The 18,381-nt window shown below is 41.4% G+C and carries 21 protein-coding genes; 14 read left to right on the forward strand and 7 right to left on the reverse strand.

Translation table 11 applies throughout. From position 1 onward, the window contains the following. The first annotated feature begins 59 nt into the window (after positions 1–59). Complete coding sequence (gene ycf46 / locus AC5JMK_RS22250; protein WP_096675533.1) at positions 60–1,571, forward strand: stress-responsive protein Ycf46; 1,512 nt, start codon at positions 60–62, stop codon at positions 1,569–1,571. Between the two features lie 145 nt (positions 1,572–1,716). Continuing rightward, positions 1,717–2,067 (forward strand): DUF1257 domain-containing protein, encoded by a 351-nt coding sequence (locus AC5JMK_RS22255; RefSeq protein ID WP_016863491.1) that lies wholly within the window; start codon positions 1,717–1,719, stop codon positions 2,065–2,067. A 457-nt stretch (positions 2,068–2,524) separates the two neighbouring features. On the opposite strand, the gene AC5JMK_RS22260 is transcribed toward AC5JMK_RS22255, so the two are convergent. Beyond that, a complete protein-coding gene (locus AC5JMK_RS22260) occupies positions 2,525–2,656 on the reverse strand; it encodes a VOC family protein (protein WP_495911044.1) in 132 nt (43 codons plus the stop codon). A 116-nt stretch (positions 2,657–2,772) separates the two neighbouring features. Here AC5JMK_RS22260 and thrB point away from each other — a divergent pair, with 116 nt between their 5' ends. The 4 genes from thrB (at position 2,773) to AC5JMK_RS22280 (ending at position 6,778) form a co-directional block, all read left to right on the forward strand. Then, positions 2,773–3,744, forward strand: coding sequence for a homoserine kinase (thrB, locus tag AC5JMK_RS22265; protein WP_096675532.1), 972 nt, complete (start codon positions 2,773–2,775; stop codon positions 3,742–3,744). Positions 3,745–3,840: 96 nt separating this feature from the next. Continuing rightward, positions 3,841–4,353, forward strand: coding sequence for a hypothetical protein (locus AC5JMK_RS22270; RefSeq protein WP_096675531.1), 513 nt, complete (start codon positions 3,841–3,843; stop codon positions 4,351–4,353). A 232-nt stretch (positions 4,354–4,585) separates the two neighbouring features. Beyond that, complete coding sequence (locus AC5JMK_RS22275) at positions 4,586–6,196, forward strand: NAD(P)H-quinone oxidoreductase subunit 4 (RefSeq protein WP_096675530.1); 1,611 nt, start codon at positions 4,586–4,588, stop codon at positions 6,194–6,196. A gap of 126 nt (positions 6,197–6,322) precedes the next feature. After that, positions 6,323–6,778, forward strand: coding sequence for a GFA family protein (locus tag AC5JMK_RS22280; RefSeq protein WP_495911045.1), 456 nt, complete (start codon positions 6,323–6,325; stop codon positions 6,776–6,778). 6 nt (positions 6,779–6,784) lie between these two features. Here the strand turns inward: AC5JMK_RS22280 and AC5JMK_RS22285 are convergent, their stop codons facing one another. Next, the gene (locus AC5JMK_RS22285; protein ID WP_495911046.1) at positions 6,785–6,910 is read right to left on the reverse strand and encodes a hypothetical protein; all 126 of its coding nucleotides are present in this window, start codon (positions 6,908–6,910) and stop codon (positions 6,785–6,787) included. 154 nt (positions 6,911–7,064) lie between these two features. Between AC5JMK_RS22285 and AC5JMK_RS22290 the strand changes: the two genes are divergently transcribed. Together AC5JMK_RS22290 and AC5JMK_RS22295 are read left to right on the forward strand one after the other, a co-directional pair. Then, on the forward strand, positions 7,065–7,271 hold the full coding sequence (locus AC5JMK_RS22290) for a helix-turn-helix domain-containing protein (RefSeq protein WP_495911047.1): 207 nt from the start codon (positions 7,065–7,067) through the stop codon (positions 7,269–7,271). Next, positions 7,264–7,938 (forward strand): class I SAM-dependent methyltransferase, encoded by a 675-nt coding sequence (locus tag AC5JMK_RS22295; RefSeq protein WP_096675528.1) that lies wholly within the window; start codon positions 7,264–7,266, stop codon positions 7,936–7,938. Before AC5JMK_RS22290 ends, AC5JMK_RS22295 begins: the two co-directional genes overlap by 8 nt. 33 nt (positions 7,939–7,971) lie before the next feature. On the opposite strand, the gene AC5JMK_RS22300 is transcribed toward AC5JMK_RS22295, so the two are convergent. The 5 genes from AC5JMK_RS22300 to AC5JMK_RS22320 form a co-directional block, all read right to left on the reverse strand. Then, positions 7,972–9,258: a bifunctional folylpolyglutamate synthase/dihydrofolate synthase gene (locus AC5JMK_RS22300; protein ID WP_495911048.1), complete on the reverse strand. Its 1,287-nt coding sequence runs from the start codon at positions 9,256–9,258 to the stop codon at positions 7,972–7,974. A gap of 168 nt (positions 9,259–9,426) precedes the next feature. Then, the gene (locus AC5JMK_RS22305; protein WP_495911049.1) at positions 9,427–10,116 is read right to left on the reverse strand and encodes a hypothetical protein; all 690 of its coding nucleotides are present in this window, start codon (positions 10,114–10,116) and stop codon (positions 9,427–9,429) included. A 294-nt stretch (positions 10,117–10,410) separates the two neighbouring features. Next, a complete protein-coding gene (locus tag AC5JMK_RS22310) occupies positions 10,411–10,536 on the reverse strand; it encodes a photosystem II protein Y (RefSeq protein WP_016863499.1) in 126 nt (41 codons plus the stop codon). 567 nt (positions 10,537–11,103) lie between these two features. Then, positions 11,104–11,631, reverse strand: coding sequence for a copper amine oxidase N-terminal domain-containing protein (locus AC5JMK_RS22315; RefSeq protein WP_096675525.1), 528 nt, complete (start codon positions 11,629–11,631; stop codon positions 11,104–11,106). 153 nt (positions 11,632–11,784) lie between these two features. Then, positions 11,785–12,315, reverse strand: coding sequence for a gamma carbonic anhydrase family protein (locus AC5JMK_RS22320; RefSeq protein WP_096675524.1), 531 nt, complete (start codon positions 12,313–12,315; stop codon positions 11,785–11,787). On the opposite strand from AC5JMK_RS22320, the gene AC5JMK_RS22325 reads away from it, so the two are divergent. The 6 genes from AC5JMK_RS22325 to map all read left to right on the forward strand — a co-directional run bounded on the left by AC5JMK_RS22325 (position 12,305) and on the right by map (position 18,376). Continuing rightward, the gene (locus tag AC5JMK_RS22325; RefSeq protein ID WP_495911050.1) at positions 12,305–12,481 is read left to right on the forward strand and encodes a hypothetical protein; all 177 of its coding nucleotides are present in this window, start codon (positions 12,305–12,307) and stop codon (positions 12,479–12,481) included. The genes AC5JMK_RS22320 and AC5JMK_RS22325 overlap by 11 nt on opposite strands. Positions 12,482–12,514: 33 nt before the next feature. After that, positions 12,515–13,024 carry a TIGR02652 family protein gene (locus tag AC5JMK_RS22330; RefSeq protein WP_495911054.1) on the forward strand — a complete coding sequence of 170 codons (510 nt, stop codon included), beginning with the start codon at positions 12,515–12,517 and terminating at the stop codon, positions 13,022–13,024. A gap of 128 nt (positions 13,025–13,152) precedes the next feature. After that, positions 13,153–13,605, forward strand: coding sequence for a VOC family protein (locus AC5JMK_RS22335; RefSeq protein WP_096675523.1), 453 nt, complete (start codon positions 13,153–13,155; stop codon positions 13,603–13,605). 217 nt (positions 13,606–13,822) lie between these two features. Beyond that, a complete protein-coding gene (locus AC5JMK_RS22340) occupies positions 13,823–16,639 on the forward strand; it encodes a M16 family metallopeptidase (RefSeq protein ID WP_096675522.1) in 2,817 nt (938 codons plus the stop codon). 58 nt (positions 16,640–16,697) lie between these two features. Beyond that, positions 16,698–17,279 carry a cupredoxin domain-containing protein gene (locus AC5JMK_RS22345; RefSeq protein ID WP_495911051.1) on the forward strand — a complete coding sequence of 194 codons (582 nt, stop codon included), beginning with the start codon at positions 16,698–16,700 and terminating at the stop codon, positions 17,277–17,279. Between the two features lie 269 nt (positions 17,280–17,548). Next, the gene (gene map, locus AC5JMK_RS22350) at positions 17,549–18,376 is read left to right on the forward strand and encodes a type I methionyl aminopeptidase (protein WP_096675521.1); all 828 of its coding nucleotides are present in this window, start codon (positions 17,549–17,551) and stop codon (positions 18,374–18,376) included. Positions 18,377–18,381 lie beyond the last annotated feature (5 nt).

The raw sequence follows: 18,381 nt of genomic DNA on the forward strand, positions 1-18,381 counted from the left end.
CCGTCTTTGCCAACTGCGATGTCTAGAGTTTCTGTAAAAGGTCTCAAGTAGGTCGATGTATGAAAGAAGAGCTCAATATCCTCATTCAAGCTCAATACCCTTTAATCTACCTTGTGACCTCCGAGGAAGAGCGGGCTGAGCAGGCTATCTTTACAATCGCTCAATCGTCAAAACCACAACGGCGAGTGTACGTTTGGACAGTAACTCACGGCATCGTGGAGTATGGTCAACCCCGGAATGTAGGTCAGCATAATACTGTTTCACCAGAAGCGGCGATTGATTGGATTATCCGGCAAAGAGAACCTGGTATATTTATTCTTAAAGATTTACATCCTTTTATAGATGCGCCTGCAACAACAAGGTCTTTACGGGATGCGATCGCCAGCTTTAAAGGCACGCAAAAGAACATCATTTTGATGTCACCGATGCAGCAGGTACCCATTGAACTGGAAAAAGAAGTAGTTGTTTTAGACTTTGCGCTTCCAGATATGGGTGAGTTGAATAAAGTATTAACTCATCACATAGACAATAATCGTGGGCGACGACTACCAACAGAAGCACGGGAAAAACTTCTCAGAGCTGCTTTAGGATTAACTAAAGACGAAGCTGAAAAAGTATATCGTAAAGCCCAGGTAACAACGGGACGCTTAACAGAAGAAGAAGTTGATATAGTTTTATCAGAGAAAAAACAACTAATCCGTCGCAATGGTATATTAGAGTACATAGAAGAAGATGCAACCATTGACGCGGTCGGTGGGTTGGAAGAATTGAAGAAGTGGTTAAAGCAGCGCTCCAATGCTTTTACTGAAAGGGCGCGGGAATATGGTTTACCTCAACCAAAAGGGATGTTAATTCTCGGTGTTCCGGGTTGTGGTAAGTCATTGATTGCTAAAACCACATCTCGACTTTGGGGCTTGCCACTGTTGCGGTTAGATATGGGTCGGGTTTATGATGGGTCAATGGTAGGACGTTCGGAAGCAAATTTACGCAACGCCCTCAAAACTGCTGAATCTATTTCCCCCGCAATATTATTTATCGATGAATTAGATAAATCCTTTGCTGGTAGTACTGGATCTTCTGATTCTGATGGTGGTACTTCTAGCAGGATATTTGGCTCTTTCCTTACCTGGATGCAAGAGAAAAAATCCCCGGTGTTTGTGATGGCCACTGCAAACCGAGTGGAAAGATTGCCAGGGGAATTTTTAAGGAAAGGTCGTTTTGATGAAATTTTCTTTGTGGATCTGCCCACACCCGAAGAACGACAAGATATATTTAAGATCCACCTCAATAAGCGCCGGAAAGACATCTCTAGGTTTGACTTAGAACAGTTGTCTAAAATGTCAGATGGCTTCTCTGGAGCAGAAATTGAACAGGCGATCGTCGCGGCGATGTATGAAGCTTTCGCCCAAGATCGGGAGTTCACTCAATTAGATATTATTGCTGCGCTCAAAGCGACATTGCCGTTGTCTCGGACGATGCAAGAACAGGTAACAGCCCTTAGAGATTGGGCTAGACAGCGTGCGCGACCCGCAGCGTCTTCCATTGCTGAATATCAGCGAATGGAATTCTAAAAGCTTTCCCCTGTGAACGCAGGGGGGAAGAGCTAGCACTAAAAGCTAGCTGTTAATAAAAAAACCGCGTTCTGCTAAACGCGGCTTACTCTCAAACAAACTAAACTGTTGTCCTTTTTCTCTACTCTCTTTGGAGGAAACCCAAATGTCTCATTTTAGCACTCTGCGTACCAAAATTACCGAAGCTGAAATCCTCAAGCAATCCTTGCGCGATCTAGGTATTAGCGTAAAAACCGAAGCTGATGTTCGCGGTTACAACGGTCAGCGTGTTCGTGCTGACATCGTAGCAGTATTGGAAGGCGAATATGACCTCGGTTGGTCTCGCAACAGCGATGGTTCTTTTGATCTAATCGCAGACCTGTGGGGTGTTGCTAAGAAGCATAATCAGACCGAACTGATTAACTCCATCAACCAAAAGTATGCTGTTAACAAGACCTTGACAGAAGTAAAACAGCGCGGTTTGCAAAATGCCAATGTTAAGTTGGTATTGCAATAGTAATTTATCTGCGCGTTCCCAAAGCTGCACGGGTTAACCTTAGTTAATAGCGGTTAACCCGCTTTTTTTCCCGACTGGATTCACTTCCAGTCGTTGTTTTTTTACAAACAACCTCTTTATGTTTAGTATAGATTTAGTTTACTATTTTTAATCCAATATTTGTAATTTAACATTTTTTAATAAAAAATTGTAGCTGCTTTTAATCAAAACCCAGTTGTCAAAAAGTTACTGGGTTTACAAATTCTGTTCAAGCCTGAATCACAGGAAATAGCACTTCGGTGATGTAAGACTCATTATCTTGTTGATGTTCTACTAATAGTTGATACAGCTGATCCACCTGTTCTCGGTTGTCTGCACTCAAAGCAAGGTGATGTAATCCTGGAGAATAACGGTCATGTTTTTGATTCAGTGATTTTGGGTTTGAGGGAGAAATGGTAATGACTCCATTAGGACTTGCCTAAAGAATTAACTGCGGTGTGTTTTCTGCTTGTTCATAACCCAGAAATTCTAAAAGCGTCTTGTAGAATGCTTCTGATCGCTCTAAATCGGCAACAGTTAGGGCTATGTGATTGATAGTTCCAAGTTTCATCTTTGCTTGTCGAATCTGTTGTTTTCCAGTACACACCCTCCCATAAGGGCAGAGTCAACTCATGAAAAAATCTAAAATCGTGAGATGCTGGTTGATTGATTAGTTAAATTTTTTAAATGGCTGCTGTTGATTCTGTATTTGTTATCGTCCCCGCAACTACCGCAAATTTGGGGCCGGGTTTTGATTGTATCGGTGCGGCTTTAACGCTGTACAACGAGTTTAAGTTTATGCGTGTGGAGTCATCTTTTCCTTTGCAAGGAGAAGTAGAAAAGGTGAAAATAACTATCACTGGTGCAGAAGCTGAACACATGCAAACTGATGAGAGTAATTTGCTCTATCAGTCATTTGTAAAGTTATATCAACACTTGGAGCAAACTCCACCACCCTTGCAAATTGAGATCAAGTTGGGTGTGCCGTTAGCACGAGGTTTGGGTAGTTCAGCAACGGCTATTGTTGGCGGTTTAGTAGGCGCAAATGTGTTAGCGGGTGAACCTCTGAGTCAGTCACAGATAATGGAGTTAGCGATCGCCATCGAAGGACACCCAGATAATGTAGTACCAGCCTTGTTGGGTGGTTGTCGTTTGGCGGCTACGGGGGTAGAAAATCAACCGCAGAGGCGCAGAGAAGGCGGAGAATGGGAAATTTGTGAGGTTCCTTGGTGTGAGAATATTGTCCCTGTGGTGGCAATTCCAGATTTTGAACTTTCCACAAAAGAGGCGCGACAGGTCTTACCTACTCAAGTGAGTCGTGCAGATGCAATTTTTAACACGGCGCATTTGGGGTTGTTGTTGCGCGGTTTGGAGACTGGGAACGGAGATTGGTTAAAGGCTGCTTTGCAAGATAAGTTACATCAGCCTTATCGGAAAGGACTGATTCAAGGTTACGATGCAGTTAAGGCTGCTGCTATTGCTGCTGGTGCTTACGGTATGGTGATTAGTGGTGCAGGTCCAACTTTGTTAGCACTAACTGATACAAACAATTCGGAAGCAGTGGCGGTGGCGATGTCAGCTGCTTGGCAGTCTCAAGGAATTTCGTCTGTAGTGCGATCGCTTGAAATTGATACTCAAGGAGCAAGGAGTTTTTATTAGTCATTGGTCATTGGGGAATAGGTCAATTGACAAATGACTAAGGACAAATAACAAATAACAAATAACAAATGACTAATGACAAAGGGCAAATGATCAATGACTACAGAGCAAATTCTGACAAAAATTGCAGCAGTTCGTTCTCAAATTGAGGCTCTGCGTGAGGAACGTGCCTGTTTGAGTGTTAGCGTCACACTTCCAGAAAATGATTCACCCCAAGCAATAGCAGAAGCTTATCGTCGTTATGCTCGCGAAAATTCCCAATTGATTGCGGAACTCAAAGGGATAGATGATGCGATCGCTGCTTTGGAAGTTCAATTGACCCAAAAACAAGCTCAGTTACAACAAAGGCAAATATTAGCCAAACAACTTTCCCTAGAGGAACAACTAGAAGAAGCAAGAAAGATTGCTCAGGTTCATGCTCAACGCATTAATGAACTTGCGGCGGAACTTGCGACAGAAATACGCGGTCTCAAGGCTTGCGCTGACGAACTCAGTCCGTTGTATTGGCAAGTCTATTACAAGCCGTTTATTACTGGCTTCAAGACAATCTCGGTTCCCTATGTCCGTTCTGACGGTGATGTCTGGACAATTGTTAACCGCATTGTGTAAAAAGCAAAATTTTTAAGACAGTTTATATTAAGATTTATAACGGTGGCTGGAGCCACCGTTTTTTATTGGTTTAGCAAAACTTTACATTTAAACTGAGTTTGACAAATATACTGAGTATTTATTACTAATATTATTGAAGATTTGATGTTTATAGGGAGAAATATCGTTTACAAAACTATTAAGTGCTTAATATAATGTAATTAAAAGTAAAAACGAAAAACGATTGTCAGTGATGATTGCTCAATTTCCTTGGTTAACAACCATAATTGCCTTGCCTTTGGTGGCTGCCTTAGCCATTCCGCTCATCCCAGATAAAGAAGGCAAAACTGCCCGGTGGTATGCTCTGGGAGTTGCGATCGCCGATTTTGGATTAATGATTTCTGCTTTTTGGCAGAGCTACGATTTTCAAAGTTCAGCATTTCAACTTATAGAAAAATATCCTTGGATTCCGCAATTAGGTTTAAACTGGTCTGTTGCAGTCGATGGATTATCAATGCCTTTAATACTGCTGACAGGCTTAATTAACACCCTCGCAATCTTCGCGGCTTGGAAAGTAACCAACAAGCCGCGTTTGTTTTATGGTTTGATGTTGGCGTTATACAGCGCTCAACTTGGCGTATTTGTTGCCCAAGATTTGCTGCTGTTCTTCTTAATGTGGGAAATCGAATTAGTACCCGTCTACCTGTTGATTTCCATCTGGGGAGGAGAAAAGCGCCGTTATGCAGCTACTAAATTTATTCTTTATACCGCCGCAGCTTCTATATTTATCTTGGTAGCAGCTTTTGCAATGGCATTCTCTGGCGATACCGTAAGTTTCGATATGGCAACTCTCGGAGCCAAACAATATCCCAGAATTTTAGAATTATTGGTTTACGCAGGTTTCTTAATCGCCTTTGGTGTCAAACTACCAATTTTCCCTCTCCACACTTGGCTACCCGATGCTCACGGTGAAGCTTCTGCACCTGGTTCGATGATTTTGGCTGGTGTGTTGTTAAAGATGGGTGGTTATGCGCTGATTCGCATCAACATGGAGATGCTAACCAATGCTCATGTTTACTTCGCTCCAGTTCTGGCAGTTTTAGGTGTAGTCAATATTATCTACGGTGCTTGTTGTGCCTTTGCTCAAACCAACCTCAAGCGTCGTTTAGCCTACTCTTCGATCGCTCACATGGGATTTGTGCTGGTTGGTATCGCTTCCTATACAGAAATTGGTATGAGCGGTGCTGTACTACAAATGATTTCCCACGGTTTGATTGCTGCTAGCTTGTTCTTCCTTTCTGGTGTCACTTACGAACGCACCCACACCTTAATGATGGATCAAATGGGTGGTATCGCCAAACTCATGCCTAGAACCTTCGCTCTATTTACAGTCGGTGCAATGGCTTCTCTAGCGTTACCAGGGATGAGCGGTTTTGTAGGTGAGTTGATGGTATTCCTGGGTATTGCTACCAGCGATGTTTACAGTTCCAGTTTCAAAATTGTAGTTGTATTACTGTCTGCTGTAGGCGTGATTCTGACTCCGATTTATCTGTTGTCGATGTTGCGTCAAGTATTCTACGGTAAGCAGAATACAGAATTACATCTCGATGCAGTAGTCCTCGATGTCAAACCCCGCGAACTGTTCATCACTGCTTGTCTTTTACTTCCAATCATCGGTATCGGCTTGTATCCCAAATTGGCAACCAAAACCTACGATGTCAAGACTGTAGAAGTTGCAGCCCATGCTCGTCAGTTTCTACCAGTAGTTGCTAGGCAACAGCCATCAAGTTTATATTCAACTATTATGACCGCGCCAACATTGGCAAATTCACAAGTTCCAAGTTTGGTTAATATTGCTGATTAATATTTCAAGGGCTGGTGCTATTAAATAAGCTTAGAAAGAAAAGGTGGGGGTGATTTTGCGATCGCCCCCACAGTTGTTTATATTGCTTACAGGCAAATACTCTATCGAAATGTAGAGGAGAAAGTAGTGAGTGCTTCATATACCGGAGGTTGTCAGTGTGGACAGATTCGTTATGAAATTCGTGCTGAACCTTTAACTCTTTATTTATGTCATTGCAAAGAATGTCAAAAACAATCATCTAGTGCTTTTGGTATGTCTCTGACAGCCCCAAGAGATGCTGTTGTCGTCGTTCAAGGACAACCAAAAGCCTGGACTCGTAAAGCCGATAGTGGACGCGAGGTGAAGTGTCTGTTTTGCGATAACTGCGGAACAAGATTGTTTCATGATCGTGCTTACAATCAACAGACAATCAACGTCAAAGCCGGAACTTTAGATGATACCAGTTGGTTACGTCCTGTGGGTAACATCTGGACAAGCAGCGCCCAGCCTTGGGTGTTAATTTCTGACGAGTTGCTTAATTATGAAGGACAACCACAAGATGTGCATCCATTGTGGGAAAAATGGACACAACACCTCGGATAAGTCTATTTATTTTTTGTTATTTTTTGGGTTGATTTTCTCTAGTTGTTGAGCAATTACAGTTGCATCTTTTCCAAAAAAAGTTTCGCGATCGCCATTACTCCAAGTGATGCGACAAGCAAACCGCCAACACATAATAATTGTGGCTAGAGAAGCGGTTGTTTGCTGTCCAGGCGAGAACTGCTTTCTCTATATTTAGTATGCGTTAACTTGCTTTCGCATCAATTAGTTCACGTGATTTTGTTAACGGTAAATTCATGCTATGAATTAATACATGGAAAAAAACTATGTGTCTAAAATCGCAAAACTCCGAGAAGAACAAGGCCTAACACAGCGTCAAATCGCAGAGAGGCTAGGCGTTGATGTATCTACGGTTCGGAACTGGGAAAAGGGTAGAGAAGGTGTAAAAATGTTTGTCAGAGTTGCAAAACTCTGTGAACTGTTTGATTGCCAACCTACAGATTTATTTGAAGAGGAAAAGATTGGCAATGATTGACAAAATTAGGAATGATTTTGATCGCATTGCTTTGCATGATCAACAGGGTTGGAATCACAACAATCACTATCACCGTTTTTTACTCAAACAGTTACCAGCAAAATGCAAAACAGTGCTTGAGATTGGTTGCGGAACTGGTGAATTTTCACGTCTTCTGGCTCAATATACAGACAAAGTTGTTGCAATCGACTTATCCCCGAATATGATTGAAGTTGCCAAGCGACGCTCAAGAAATTATCAAAACATTGATTTTCAAGTTGCTGATATTTTGCAGTGGAATTTTCCAGTCGAGCAATTTGATGCGATCGCTTCAATAGCTACAGTTCATCATCTACCACTAGAAAACTTACTCCCCAGTCTGAAAACTGCTTTAAAGCCTAGTGGTAAGCTAATAATTTTAGATTTGTTAGAGCATGAAAACCTAAAAGACATGTTGAGCGATTTGATTGCTGTTCCACTCAACTGGTTACTTCAGCAAACCCTAAATAGACATATTCAACAGTCACCAGAAGCAGCAGAAGCGATGAGAGAGCATCTTCGTACAGACAAGTACCTTACTCTATCGCAAGCACAACAAATATATACAAACACATTGAAAAAAACTAAAGTAAGAAAACACTTGTTTTGGCGTTATTCAGTAGTTTGGGAAAAGTCGGCTGTGGTATAAGGGACTTCCAAATAAAAAATATCCATTTCACAGCTATTTAATTTTTGAGTGTTTCAAAAAATCCCCAATTAAATACAACGAACCACATAAAACGACTAAATCTTCTTTCAAAGAAAAAGCTACTTCTAGCGCAGATGCTACATTTGGAAAACAATTACAAACACTTAACTCTGGACAAATCTCATTAGCTAATTTTGCTAATTCATCAGGATTTGCTGAACTATGATCAGGTACTGATACTAAATACAACTGGTCATTTGGTCTAAGTAAAGCTTGAAAAATTTCCTGATGGTCTTTTGTAGAAAGCATTCCCATCACCCAAGTCACGCTTATTTTGGATTGGGTGTCAGTTTGTTTAGTATTTAATAAAACATCTAGATAATTTCGCAAAACTTGAGCAGCAGCTGGGTTATGAGCGCCATCAAGCAATAGTTGATGATTCTTCCAAGTCATCCATTGCATCCGTCCTGGCCACTTGGTTTTGCCCATACCATTAATAATGGCTTGCTCAGAAATTTGCCAATTATTTTGTTGCAAAATTTCTAAAGCAGATAAAGCTATGGCTGAATTCGTCAACTGAATCTGTCCCTGTAGCGGTAGGAGATACTTTATTTTTTTGGAATCAAAAACTGATTGATATTCTACCCATTCGTGATCTATTTGATGTGCTGGTTTTGGTGTAAAGATAGGACATTCTAGTTCTGCAATACGCGATCGCACAACTTGTTCTGCATCAGGTGGTAAGGGGCCAATCACCACCGGACATCCTGGTTTGAGAATCCCCGCTTTTTCTCTAGCGATATCAGCAACGGTGGGGCCGAGTATTTGCCAATGTTCGCGACTAATAGATGTAATAATGGTCACAAGAGGTTTTTCGCAAACGTTGGTAGCATCCAAGCGTCCTCCCAATCCAACTTCTACTACTGCGACATCAACTTTTTGTTGAGCGAAATATAACCAAGCTGCGGCGGTAATCACCTCAAACTGAGTTGGTGGGTCATCATTTGGGGAGATAGCAGCTTTAACTTCTAGTAATAATTCGCAAAATTCTTTAGAAGAAATTGGCTGTTGGTTAATACAAATGCGTTCTGTCCAATCAACTAAATGGGGAGATATGTAGCGTCCGGTGCGATATCCCGCCTCCGTAATCACCGAAGAAAGATAGGCACAAACAGAACCTTTACCGTTAGTACCAGCAACATGAATTACCGGAACTTGATGATGGGGATTACCAAGATTTGCCAACAACTTTTGGCTGGATTCAAGTCCCAAGCGCACACCAAAATGTTGGAAAGGTTTTAATAAAGAGTCTATATCCACAAGTTTTTAAAGGTTGATGGTTGGTAGTTAGCCTGACATTTTACACCTTCTCCATAAAAGTAAGATATTAGGACTTACGAAAAACTACACCCTGTAGGGTCAATTCATGAATTGACCTACCTTTAAATCAGAGTTTTGACTATTGTTTGCTTAAGTCAAGCGTAACACTTATGTTTGTGGTAGCAGCCCTTCTTGATTAATTGCTGCGATAGCATCCTTTACTAATTTTTTCCAGTTTTCTTCTGCTTCTTTATTTTTTATCCGATCCTCAGCTCCTGGCCAAAGAATAGCTTTATTGCTATCATCACTATAAAAATCCCGCCAGCCTGTCTGAGCTTTTTCATGTTTAATTGCAACAGTGACAAATTTGTCAAATTTAGCGTATGCCTCTTCATTCGGAAAAGTGAGCCGACTTTTCAGTTCTTCTCCACATTTGTCAACAACTTTATCCCGTAAGGATGAAATTTCTTGTCGGATTTTTTCTAAATATTCATTTGCTTCTTGCCGAATTTCCTCTAGAGATTTATTTACAGGCAAAGATGAGGCTTGGATGATGCTCGGCTGAGAATTTTTTTTATCAATCCATTGTCGCATCAATGATGATATGGTCTTAATAGATAAACTCAAAAATTTCTTATTTATTTCGTTAGGGAACGGAACGCCTAACCAAGTCATTATAGCAGCCCCAATCTCAGACAATTGGTCTTCCGTAGAATTATCAATTTTATTCTCAATTTCTTTCTCAATTTTTTCAACATCTTCATCTTTAATTTCAGAAGCAGTGTTTTTCAGTTCATTAATTTGTTTAAGCGTTACTCCAAAATTTTGTGGCCAACAGATTAAATAGCCCTGATCCACAAATTGATATGACCTATATGTTTTAGAATCAAAGACAAAAATCTAATTTCCGGATATGTCCAATCTAAAATTTGGCTTAATAAGCCTTCTCCTGTATTAAGATTGGGTGCAATCAAATCAATTTATGCATCTCTGAGATAACTGAGTTTGCGTATTCTGTGTAAACTCGTGGCGATTCCTGGATAATAAAAGTTGGTTTTTCCAAATAAATAAAAAACAAATTTAATAATATAAAACCGACTGCTCTCATTTAAGAAAAACAGTCGGTATAAAACTAAGGATACTGAGTATATTTTATGCTTCTCTATTCAAAAAGTTTTGTACTTGTCTTAAAGCAGCAGCACCAATGTTAAACAATGCCCAACCAGCCGCGATCGCAACTGGCGCTAATACAATAGCCACACGCATATCTAAGTCCATATCTAGTAGTCCTCTCTTAAGTACAACATGAACTACCTACGCACTCCGCTTGCGCTATGTGCGAGGTTTGTGACGTCTCATCTGGCAAACTTACCGTTGGAGTCCGGAGGCTCTACTAGGTAGGGGTTTTACCATCCACGTCTAACGACGCTAGTTCCTAACGCCGATAACAATAGATTTTGTTATTTTGTTGACAGGGGACTTATTTTTTCGTCGTAGTCCTGCCTTACGGGTTATCGTCTCCGGATACTGCCGCCACCTGTATCGTTCAGGGGTAGAAAAGTCGCTCTTATAAACAAGGAGGTTATCATCCCTGGCAGCAAGCGGGTCTGTTACTGTTTATGCCTCGCTAGATGTATTTTCCCACAAATTCGTTTTGCAATCAATTAAGCCCCTTGCTTTCATCTCTCTCACAAGGCGAAAATGAGTGAACGGACAAGAAGAAAAAGATCAAAAAAGAAAAAGGCTAGAACAAGAAAATCAAGCGCAGCGTGAACGGACAGGAGAGCTTGAGAGGCGTTTAAGATAGTCTTTTAATGCTGTCGGTTAGAACGGCAGCTCATCGTTTCAGGGAACCCCGTTAGTGATGGAGATAAGCGGGACAGTTGGGCGTTGAACATAGGTGACCTGAACACCCATTGTTTTAGACACCATGCGTAGCGGCACCATTACGACACCCCTGCGAACGAACGGCATCTCGTCTCTATTGAAATTCTGTCTATTACCTTCCATTTTAGCCGTACTGCCACCAGGCAGTGAAAGCTGCACCGTGGACGCGCCGCGCTTCGCCGTAATAAGGCGCTCCCGGCTGTTGTAAGTGACTGTTGCACCTAATGCCTCAAAGATATCTCGAAACGGGACGAAAGTTTGCCCATTCACTTCGACCGGCGCGACAGAACTTTTGAGTGGTTGTCCGTTGATCCGCACCTCAGGATACCGTTCGGGAGCTTTGCGTGTGTTGGACTCGCGTGTGGTGGGTTTACGCCTGTTCCAACGCTGCGTCTCAAGGTGTGGAGTCAGCCAGTCCATTTGTGCGTGGGCAGGTGCCACTACGGTTAAAGTGGCTAAGACAGCAACTAAGATCAGTTTTTTCATTGTGTTCACTTCCTCAGAATTTTTGAGCGACTAAGTACAACTTTGCATAAGTTCGTAGCGAATTGACAGAGGAAAATTGTTGACGGTAGGGTTAGAAATCTCCAGAGTGCGATTCGTTGATGATCGAACGCCTTATAAGTAACCTCTTGTCTCTCAATTGGAGTCTATAAAACCAATATCAGTCCCTTTTCCAGCATGGACTAAAGCTAACTTTTTGTAACGTTCAGCGTGTTCGATCAGTTCTGCTGCTTGAGTGTCAGTTACTTGACGCATTATCTTGGCAGGAGTCCCAACAACAAGAGATTGAGGCGGTACATCTTTGGTTACGACTGCGCCAGCCCCGACTATGCTCCCAGCGCCAATTCTTACCCCATCTAAAATCACTGCTCCAATCCCAATCAAGCTACCACGTTCAACGTAGGCAGAATGTACCACCGCTCGATGTCCTACGGTAACATGGTCTTCTAAGATAGTAGGTTTACCCGGATCACCGTGTAGAATTGCTCCATCTTGAATGTTTGTGCATTCGCCGATTTCAATACGTTCCACATCTCCCCTAATGACTGTTCCATACCAAATGCTAACGTCAGCGGCTATATTCACTAAACCGATCACAACGGCGTTAGGTGCAACGAAGGCTGCTTGAGAAATATCAGGAGAAGACCAATAGGAAGTGTTAGACACGATAGAATATGAATATGGTACTCAGGAACACTGGACAAATTCCAACTTTGGAGACTGGTTGCAAAACCAGAATATCACGGCTTCGAGCCTGTTCGCTGAGGCAGCAGTCAGTAGATACCCTTATCATGTGGCGCAGAAGTGTAACAAAAATCAACGTCACTGGTGAAGACAAAACCATTCTTCTTATACGCACTTCATGATGAATCCAGGCTTGCAGTACCCTATATTTGGTCCCGACATACAGTGTCCCCACTGCCGACAGACAATTCCGGCACTGACACTGACAGATACCTATCTGTGTCCCCGTCATGGCGCGTTTGAAGCCAACCCAAAAACAGAAGAGTTGATTCATTTGCAATCAGGGCGTCATTGGCGCAGGTGGAATGGAGAATGGTATCGGCAACACACCCATCCCGATGGCATTCGATTTGAAATTCACGAAGCCTTAGACAAGTTATATACACAAGGTTATCGAGCAACACGAGTGATTATCGCTCGCCGCTATCAGGAGTTGATGAGTGGGTATTTAGAACGCAGTACTCCTTGGCGGGGAGGACAATCTGAAGGGACTTCGGCACGACTATATGGTTTACCAGTAGAGTTTAGCCCTGATTCCACAGACGAACCCTGTTGGGAAGTAATTAATTTTGATTTGGAAAAAGAACCTGGTGTGCCTGTGCGCTACCCTTATTTTCGATTATTTGAATAATAGTTATTAGTCATTGGTCATTGGTCATTGGTCATTGGTCAATCGTTAATATTTAATAGTTGGTAGTTGGTGATTGTTGATTGTTGGTTATTTCCAATGCCCAATGCCCAATGCTCAGTGAAAAATTTATGCACCACGCTTCTATTCGTACCGCCAATATTTATAAAGCGATCGCCTTCTACGAACAATTAGGGTTTACAGTTTGTGAACGCTTCACCACAGGTTATACCCTTGCTTGTTGGATGGAAGGACTAAGCGGCAGAATAGAACTGATTCAAATACCCGAACCAAAACCAGCACCAGATGCATTTGCTGACGAACATTATGTCGGCTACTATCACTTATCTTTTGATTTGACTGAACTCACGACCGATTTACCTAGCTACTTGGCAAAATTAAAAGAATCCTTTGCTGTGGCTGCACAAAATCAACCAGAATCTTTACAACCACTAAAGGTTTTATTAGAACCAACACAACAGCAAATAGGTGATCGCATTTATGAAGTCGCTTTTATTGCTGATGCTGACGGCTTACCCTTGGAATTAATTCGAGTTTTAGCAATATTAGGGGATCGGGGATAAGGAATCGGGGGTCGGGGACAAGGAGGACAAGGGAGAATAACCAATACCCAATTCCCGATTCCAAAAAATCAATCCTCAGCTAGTTGTCATTGTATTGCTTTTTCTGTAGAATATTCATTTTCTGTAGTGTTGCTGAGGTAACAAAATACTCGGCAGTAATACACTATAGTCATAGAAAAATTCTGTGATTTAATTTACAGAGATATCCAGCAAATACATGTCTGTGTTTAACAAGTTGCATAGATATCGTTTTTCAATTATTGTGTTAACTCTCTGGTTAATTGCGGTTTTGTTACTTAGTGATGGATCAGCGACCAGTCACACTAACGCAATTTCTAGCTTAGTAAAAATACATAAAGAAAAAGCATTAAAAAAAACAAGCAAAAATTACGTGACAGAAAATGTTTACCAGACAGTACTGGAAAATGGTTTGATTGTGTTGACCAAGGAAGTTCATTCAGCACCAGTAGTGTCAGTACAGGTATGGTATGAGGTTGGCTCTCGTAACGAACAAGCAGGTGTAAATGGTATTGCCCACCAATTAGAACACATGATGTTCAAAGGCACAAAAGACCGTCCGGTTCAATTTGGACGTTTGTTTAGTGCTTTAGGTAGCGACTCCAATGCTTTCACTAGTTATGACCAGACTGCATACTATGGCACCGCAGAACGTGATAAGCTTAACGCCCTGCTGATGCTAGAAGCAGACAGAATGCAAAATGCTTTGATTGATGCAGAGAAATTAGCAAGTGAAAAGCGGGTGGTAATTTCTGAGTTACAAGGTTACGAAAATAGCCCAGAGTATCGCCTGAATCGTGCGGTGTTACAAAAAGTATTTCCGGAACATCCTTATGGCTTACCTGTGGGTGGCACTAAAGCTGATGTTGAGAAATTTCAAGTTAAACAGGTACAAGAATATTACCGTAAATTCTACAGACCCGACAATGCTGTTTTGGTAATTGTCGGTGATTTTGATACAGCTAACACTCTCAAAGTTGTTAAAGATGTATTTGGGAAAATCCAGAAAAGTCAAGATTCAAATGTCAAGAGTCAAGTGTCTAGCGTCAATAGTCAAAAACTTTCCCACTCTCCCATAGTCTTACGCGAACCGGGAGCAAATGCATTATTACATGCGATATATCCTTTACCAGATGTAAATCATCCTGATATTCCAGCATTAGATGTGATGGATTACATCTTGACAGAGGGACGAAATTCTCGCTTGGATCAGGCATTGGTAGAATCTGGAATGGCAACTGATGTTACAGGTTCCATTGTAAGTTTGCGGGAAACTGGTTGGTATGAATTATCTGTGACTGCTACACCTGATGAAAACTTGACAAAAATTGATGCAGTCATGCAAAAGGCGATCGCAACTCTGGCTTCACAAAAAGCAAAAGTAGAAGAGGTGAATCGCGCCAAAGCACAGTTAGAAGCTTCTGTAGTTTTGAATAACCGTGATATTACTAGTCAAGCAATGCAACTTGGTAACGATAAAACTACATCTGGTGATTATAACTATACAGACCGCTATCTAGCAGCCGTCCGTCGGGTAACTGCTACGGATGTGCAACGTGTTGTAAATAAATACTTAAAACCAAAAGCACGCTCATTTGGCTTTTTTGAACCAACTCAAATCCAGGCTTCACAAAAGAGTGACGGGAAATCACATTCCACACTCATAACCGAAAATTTCTCAGAAAATACACCTAAAGTTGCTACAGAGGTGATGAAATATTTACCACCTGTAGATCTGACAACACATCCCACTAACCTGACTTTACCACAGCAATTTAAATTATCTAATGGCATTGAGGTGTTGTTGTTACCAGACAAGAGTACTCCGACAGTAACTTTAAGTGGTTATATTAAAGCTGGTAATGAATTTGATCCAGAAGATAAAGTCGGACTAGCATCTCTTGTCGCAGAGAACTTGATGAACGGGACTAAAACTAGAAATGTGTTGGCGATCGCTAAGACTTTAGATGAACGCGGCGCTAGTTTAGATTTTGAATCTTATCGTGAAGGTACAGAAATTCAGGGTAGCGCCTTGGCAGGAGACTTGCCTATTGTCCTGCATATTCTAGCAGATGTGGTCAAAAATCCAACTTTTCCAGGTAAAGAATTAGAACTGACTCGACAACAAGCTTTAACTGACCTGAAAGAGGAATTGGACGATCCTACAGAAGTGGCTAAAAGAACATTTGTGCAATCTGTGTATCCAAAAACCCATCCACTGCACAAATTTGCGACACCAAAAACTTTGCAACGTATTCGCCGACAAGATTTAATTGCTTTTAAAACACAGCACTACCGTCCAGATACAACAGTACTAACACTGGTAGGAGATTTTGATCCTCAGAATGTGCGATCGCTCATTGAAGCTGAATTCGGTAACTGGAAAATTAGCGGTCAAGCTCCAAAAATAGAATATCCTGTGGTACCAATGCCAAACAACATTGTGCGTCTCAATCCGATATTACCAGGTAAAACCCAAGCTGTTACTTATATGGGTAACACAGGAATTAATCGGAAAGACAAGCGATATTACGCAGCTTTGGTGTTGAATCAGATATTGGGTGGTGATACTTTATCTAGTAGACTGGGAGCAGAAATACGCGATCGCCAAGGTCTGACTTACGGAATTTATAGCACCTTCCAAGTTGGGCAAAACATTGGTATATTTTTGATTGAAATGCAAACAGCACCCGAAGATACCACTCGCGCCATCAACAGTACCCGCCGACTACTAGAAGAAATTCATCAGCAAGGTGTCACCTCTGAAGAATTGGAAACAGCAAAGCGTACCTTGATCAGTAACTACAATGTTTCTCTTGCCAACCCAGACGAATTGTCATACAAAATTTTGATGAACAAGGTGTATGGATTGGATAAGCAAGAATTGCACTCTTTTGTGAGTAAAATCGCATCAGTCACCCTTAAGCAAGTCAATCAAGCAGGTCGTGAGTTACTTCATCCAGATAAAATTGTTGTTGTAACTGCTGGACCAACTGTAGTAGCAGAGAGTCGTTAGTCATTGGTCAATGGCCATTGATTAATATTTACTACTTGTTACAAAAGACAAAGGACAAATGACAAAAATCTTTCTAGAAGTGTTACACCGCATAGGTGTTTTAATTCAATACGGTTCAGTTAAGCCCACAATTCTTTGTAGAGACGCGAAATTTCGCGTCTCTAACACCAATTTTCTGTACCAAAAATCCTTAACTGAACCGTATTGTGTTTTAATTATAATTCTCCTAAGTTTCACAATCTTCATTGCTACTCCAGCAGAAGCAGCAAGCTTATCTGGAGATTTACTGAAGCAACCGCCTACAGAAATTACAGTGAGTCTCGGTAATTCTGCTAATGAACTGAAGTATGAGCCAAATCATCTAGAATTCTTGGCAGGTAAACGATACAAACTTAAGCTGATCAATCCTAGCAATCAAAAGCATTACTTTACTGCCAAGAATTTTGCTGATGGGATTTGGACACAAAAAGTCGAAGCTGGTAAAGTGGAGGTGAAAGGGGCGATTCATGAAATCGAACTCAAGCCAGGCGCTGAAGCTGAGTGGGTATTTGTACCACTAAAATCTGGTAAGTATGGCTTACATTGTCCAATTCTAGGACATACTGAAGCTGGGATGACAGGAGATATTGTGATTCAGTGAACAGTTATCAGTTATGACTGGAGAAGGTAGTCCCAATCAAAAAATTTCACTACAAAGCATAAAAATATAACTCCTCCTACATCCCCACACCCCTACACCCTTTTTCAAGTTAGAAGGTAAAAATACGTTAACTTAAATATAGATATTATTTCTCAACTAGCCTCAGCCGCTTGTACAGTAGTTACTAGTTGCTTCAAACAATAAACAACGAACAACTAAAAACTAAAAACTAAAAAAGCAGCAAGGCGCAAATAACTACTGAATTCCCCATGAACATTCTAAGTAACCTGCTTTCTCAACCAACTCAAAATAACCATCCCAAAAGACAACGCAGAGGTATTGAAATTAAGTCGCCACGTGAAATTGAAATTATGCGGCAATCAGCTAAAATTGTGGCAACTGTACTGAAGGAAATTTCTGAGTTGGTACAGCCAGGAATGACCACTGCTGACTTAGATGCTTATGCGGAAAAACGCATTCGAGAAATGCGTGCTACACCTAGCTTCAAAGGCTATCATGGTTTTCCTGGTTCTATTTGCTCCAGTATCAATAATGAAGTTGTGCATGGTATTCCCAATAAAAAGAAAGTCATTCGGGCTGGGGATGTTTTAAAAGTAGATACAGGAGCTTATTACGAAGGTTTTCATGGTGACTCTTGCATTACCATTGCTGTAGGTGAAGTTACTTCAGAAGCTGCGAAATTAATTCGCGTCGCCGAAGAAGCACTTTATAAAGGTATCGAACAGGTAAAAGCCGGAAATTACCTGATGGATATTGCAGGTGCAATTGAAGATCATGTCAAAGCTAATAAATTAACCGTAGTTGAAGATTTTACTGGGCATGGTGTCGGCCGTAACCTCCACGAAGAACCATCTGTGTTCAACTTTCGGACTCACCATATGCCCAATGTCAAACTACGTCCAGGAATGACGCTGGCAATTGAGCCAATTTTAAATGCTGGATCTAAGTATACACGAATACTAGCAGATCGTTGGACAGCTGTGACTGTGGATAATGCTCTGTCGGCTCAATTTGAGCATACTGTGTTGGTGACAGAAACAGGCTACGAAATTTTGACAGACCGCTCTTTGGTGTGATTGTT

It is taken from the genome of Pelatocladus sp., assembly GCF_059505505.1.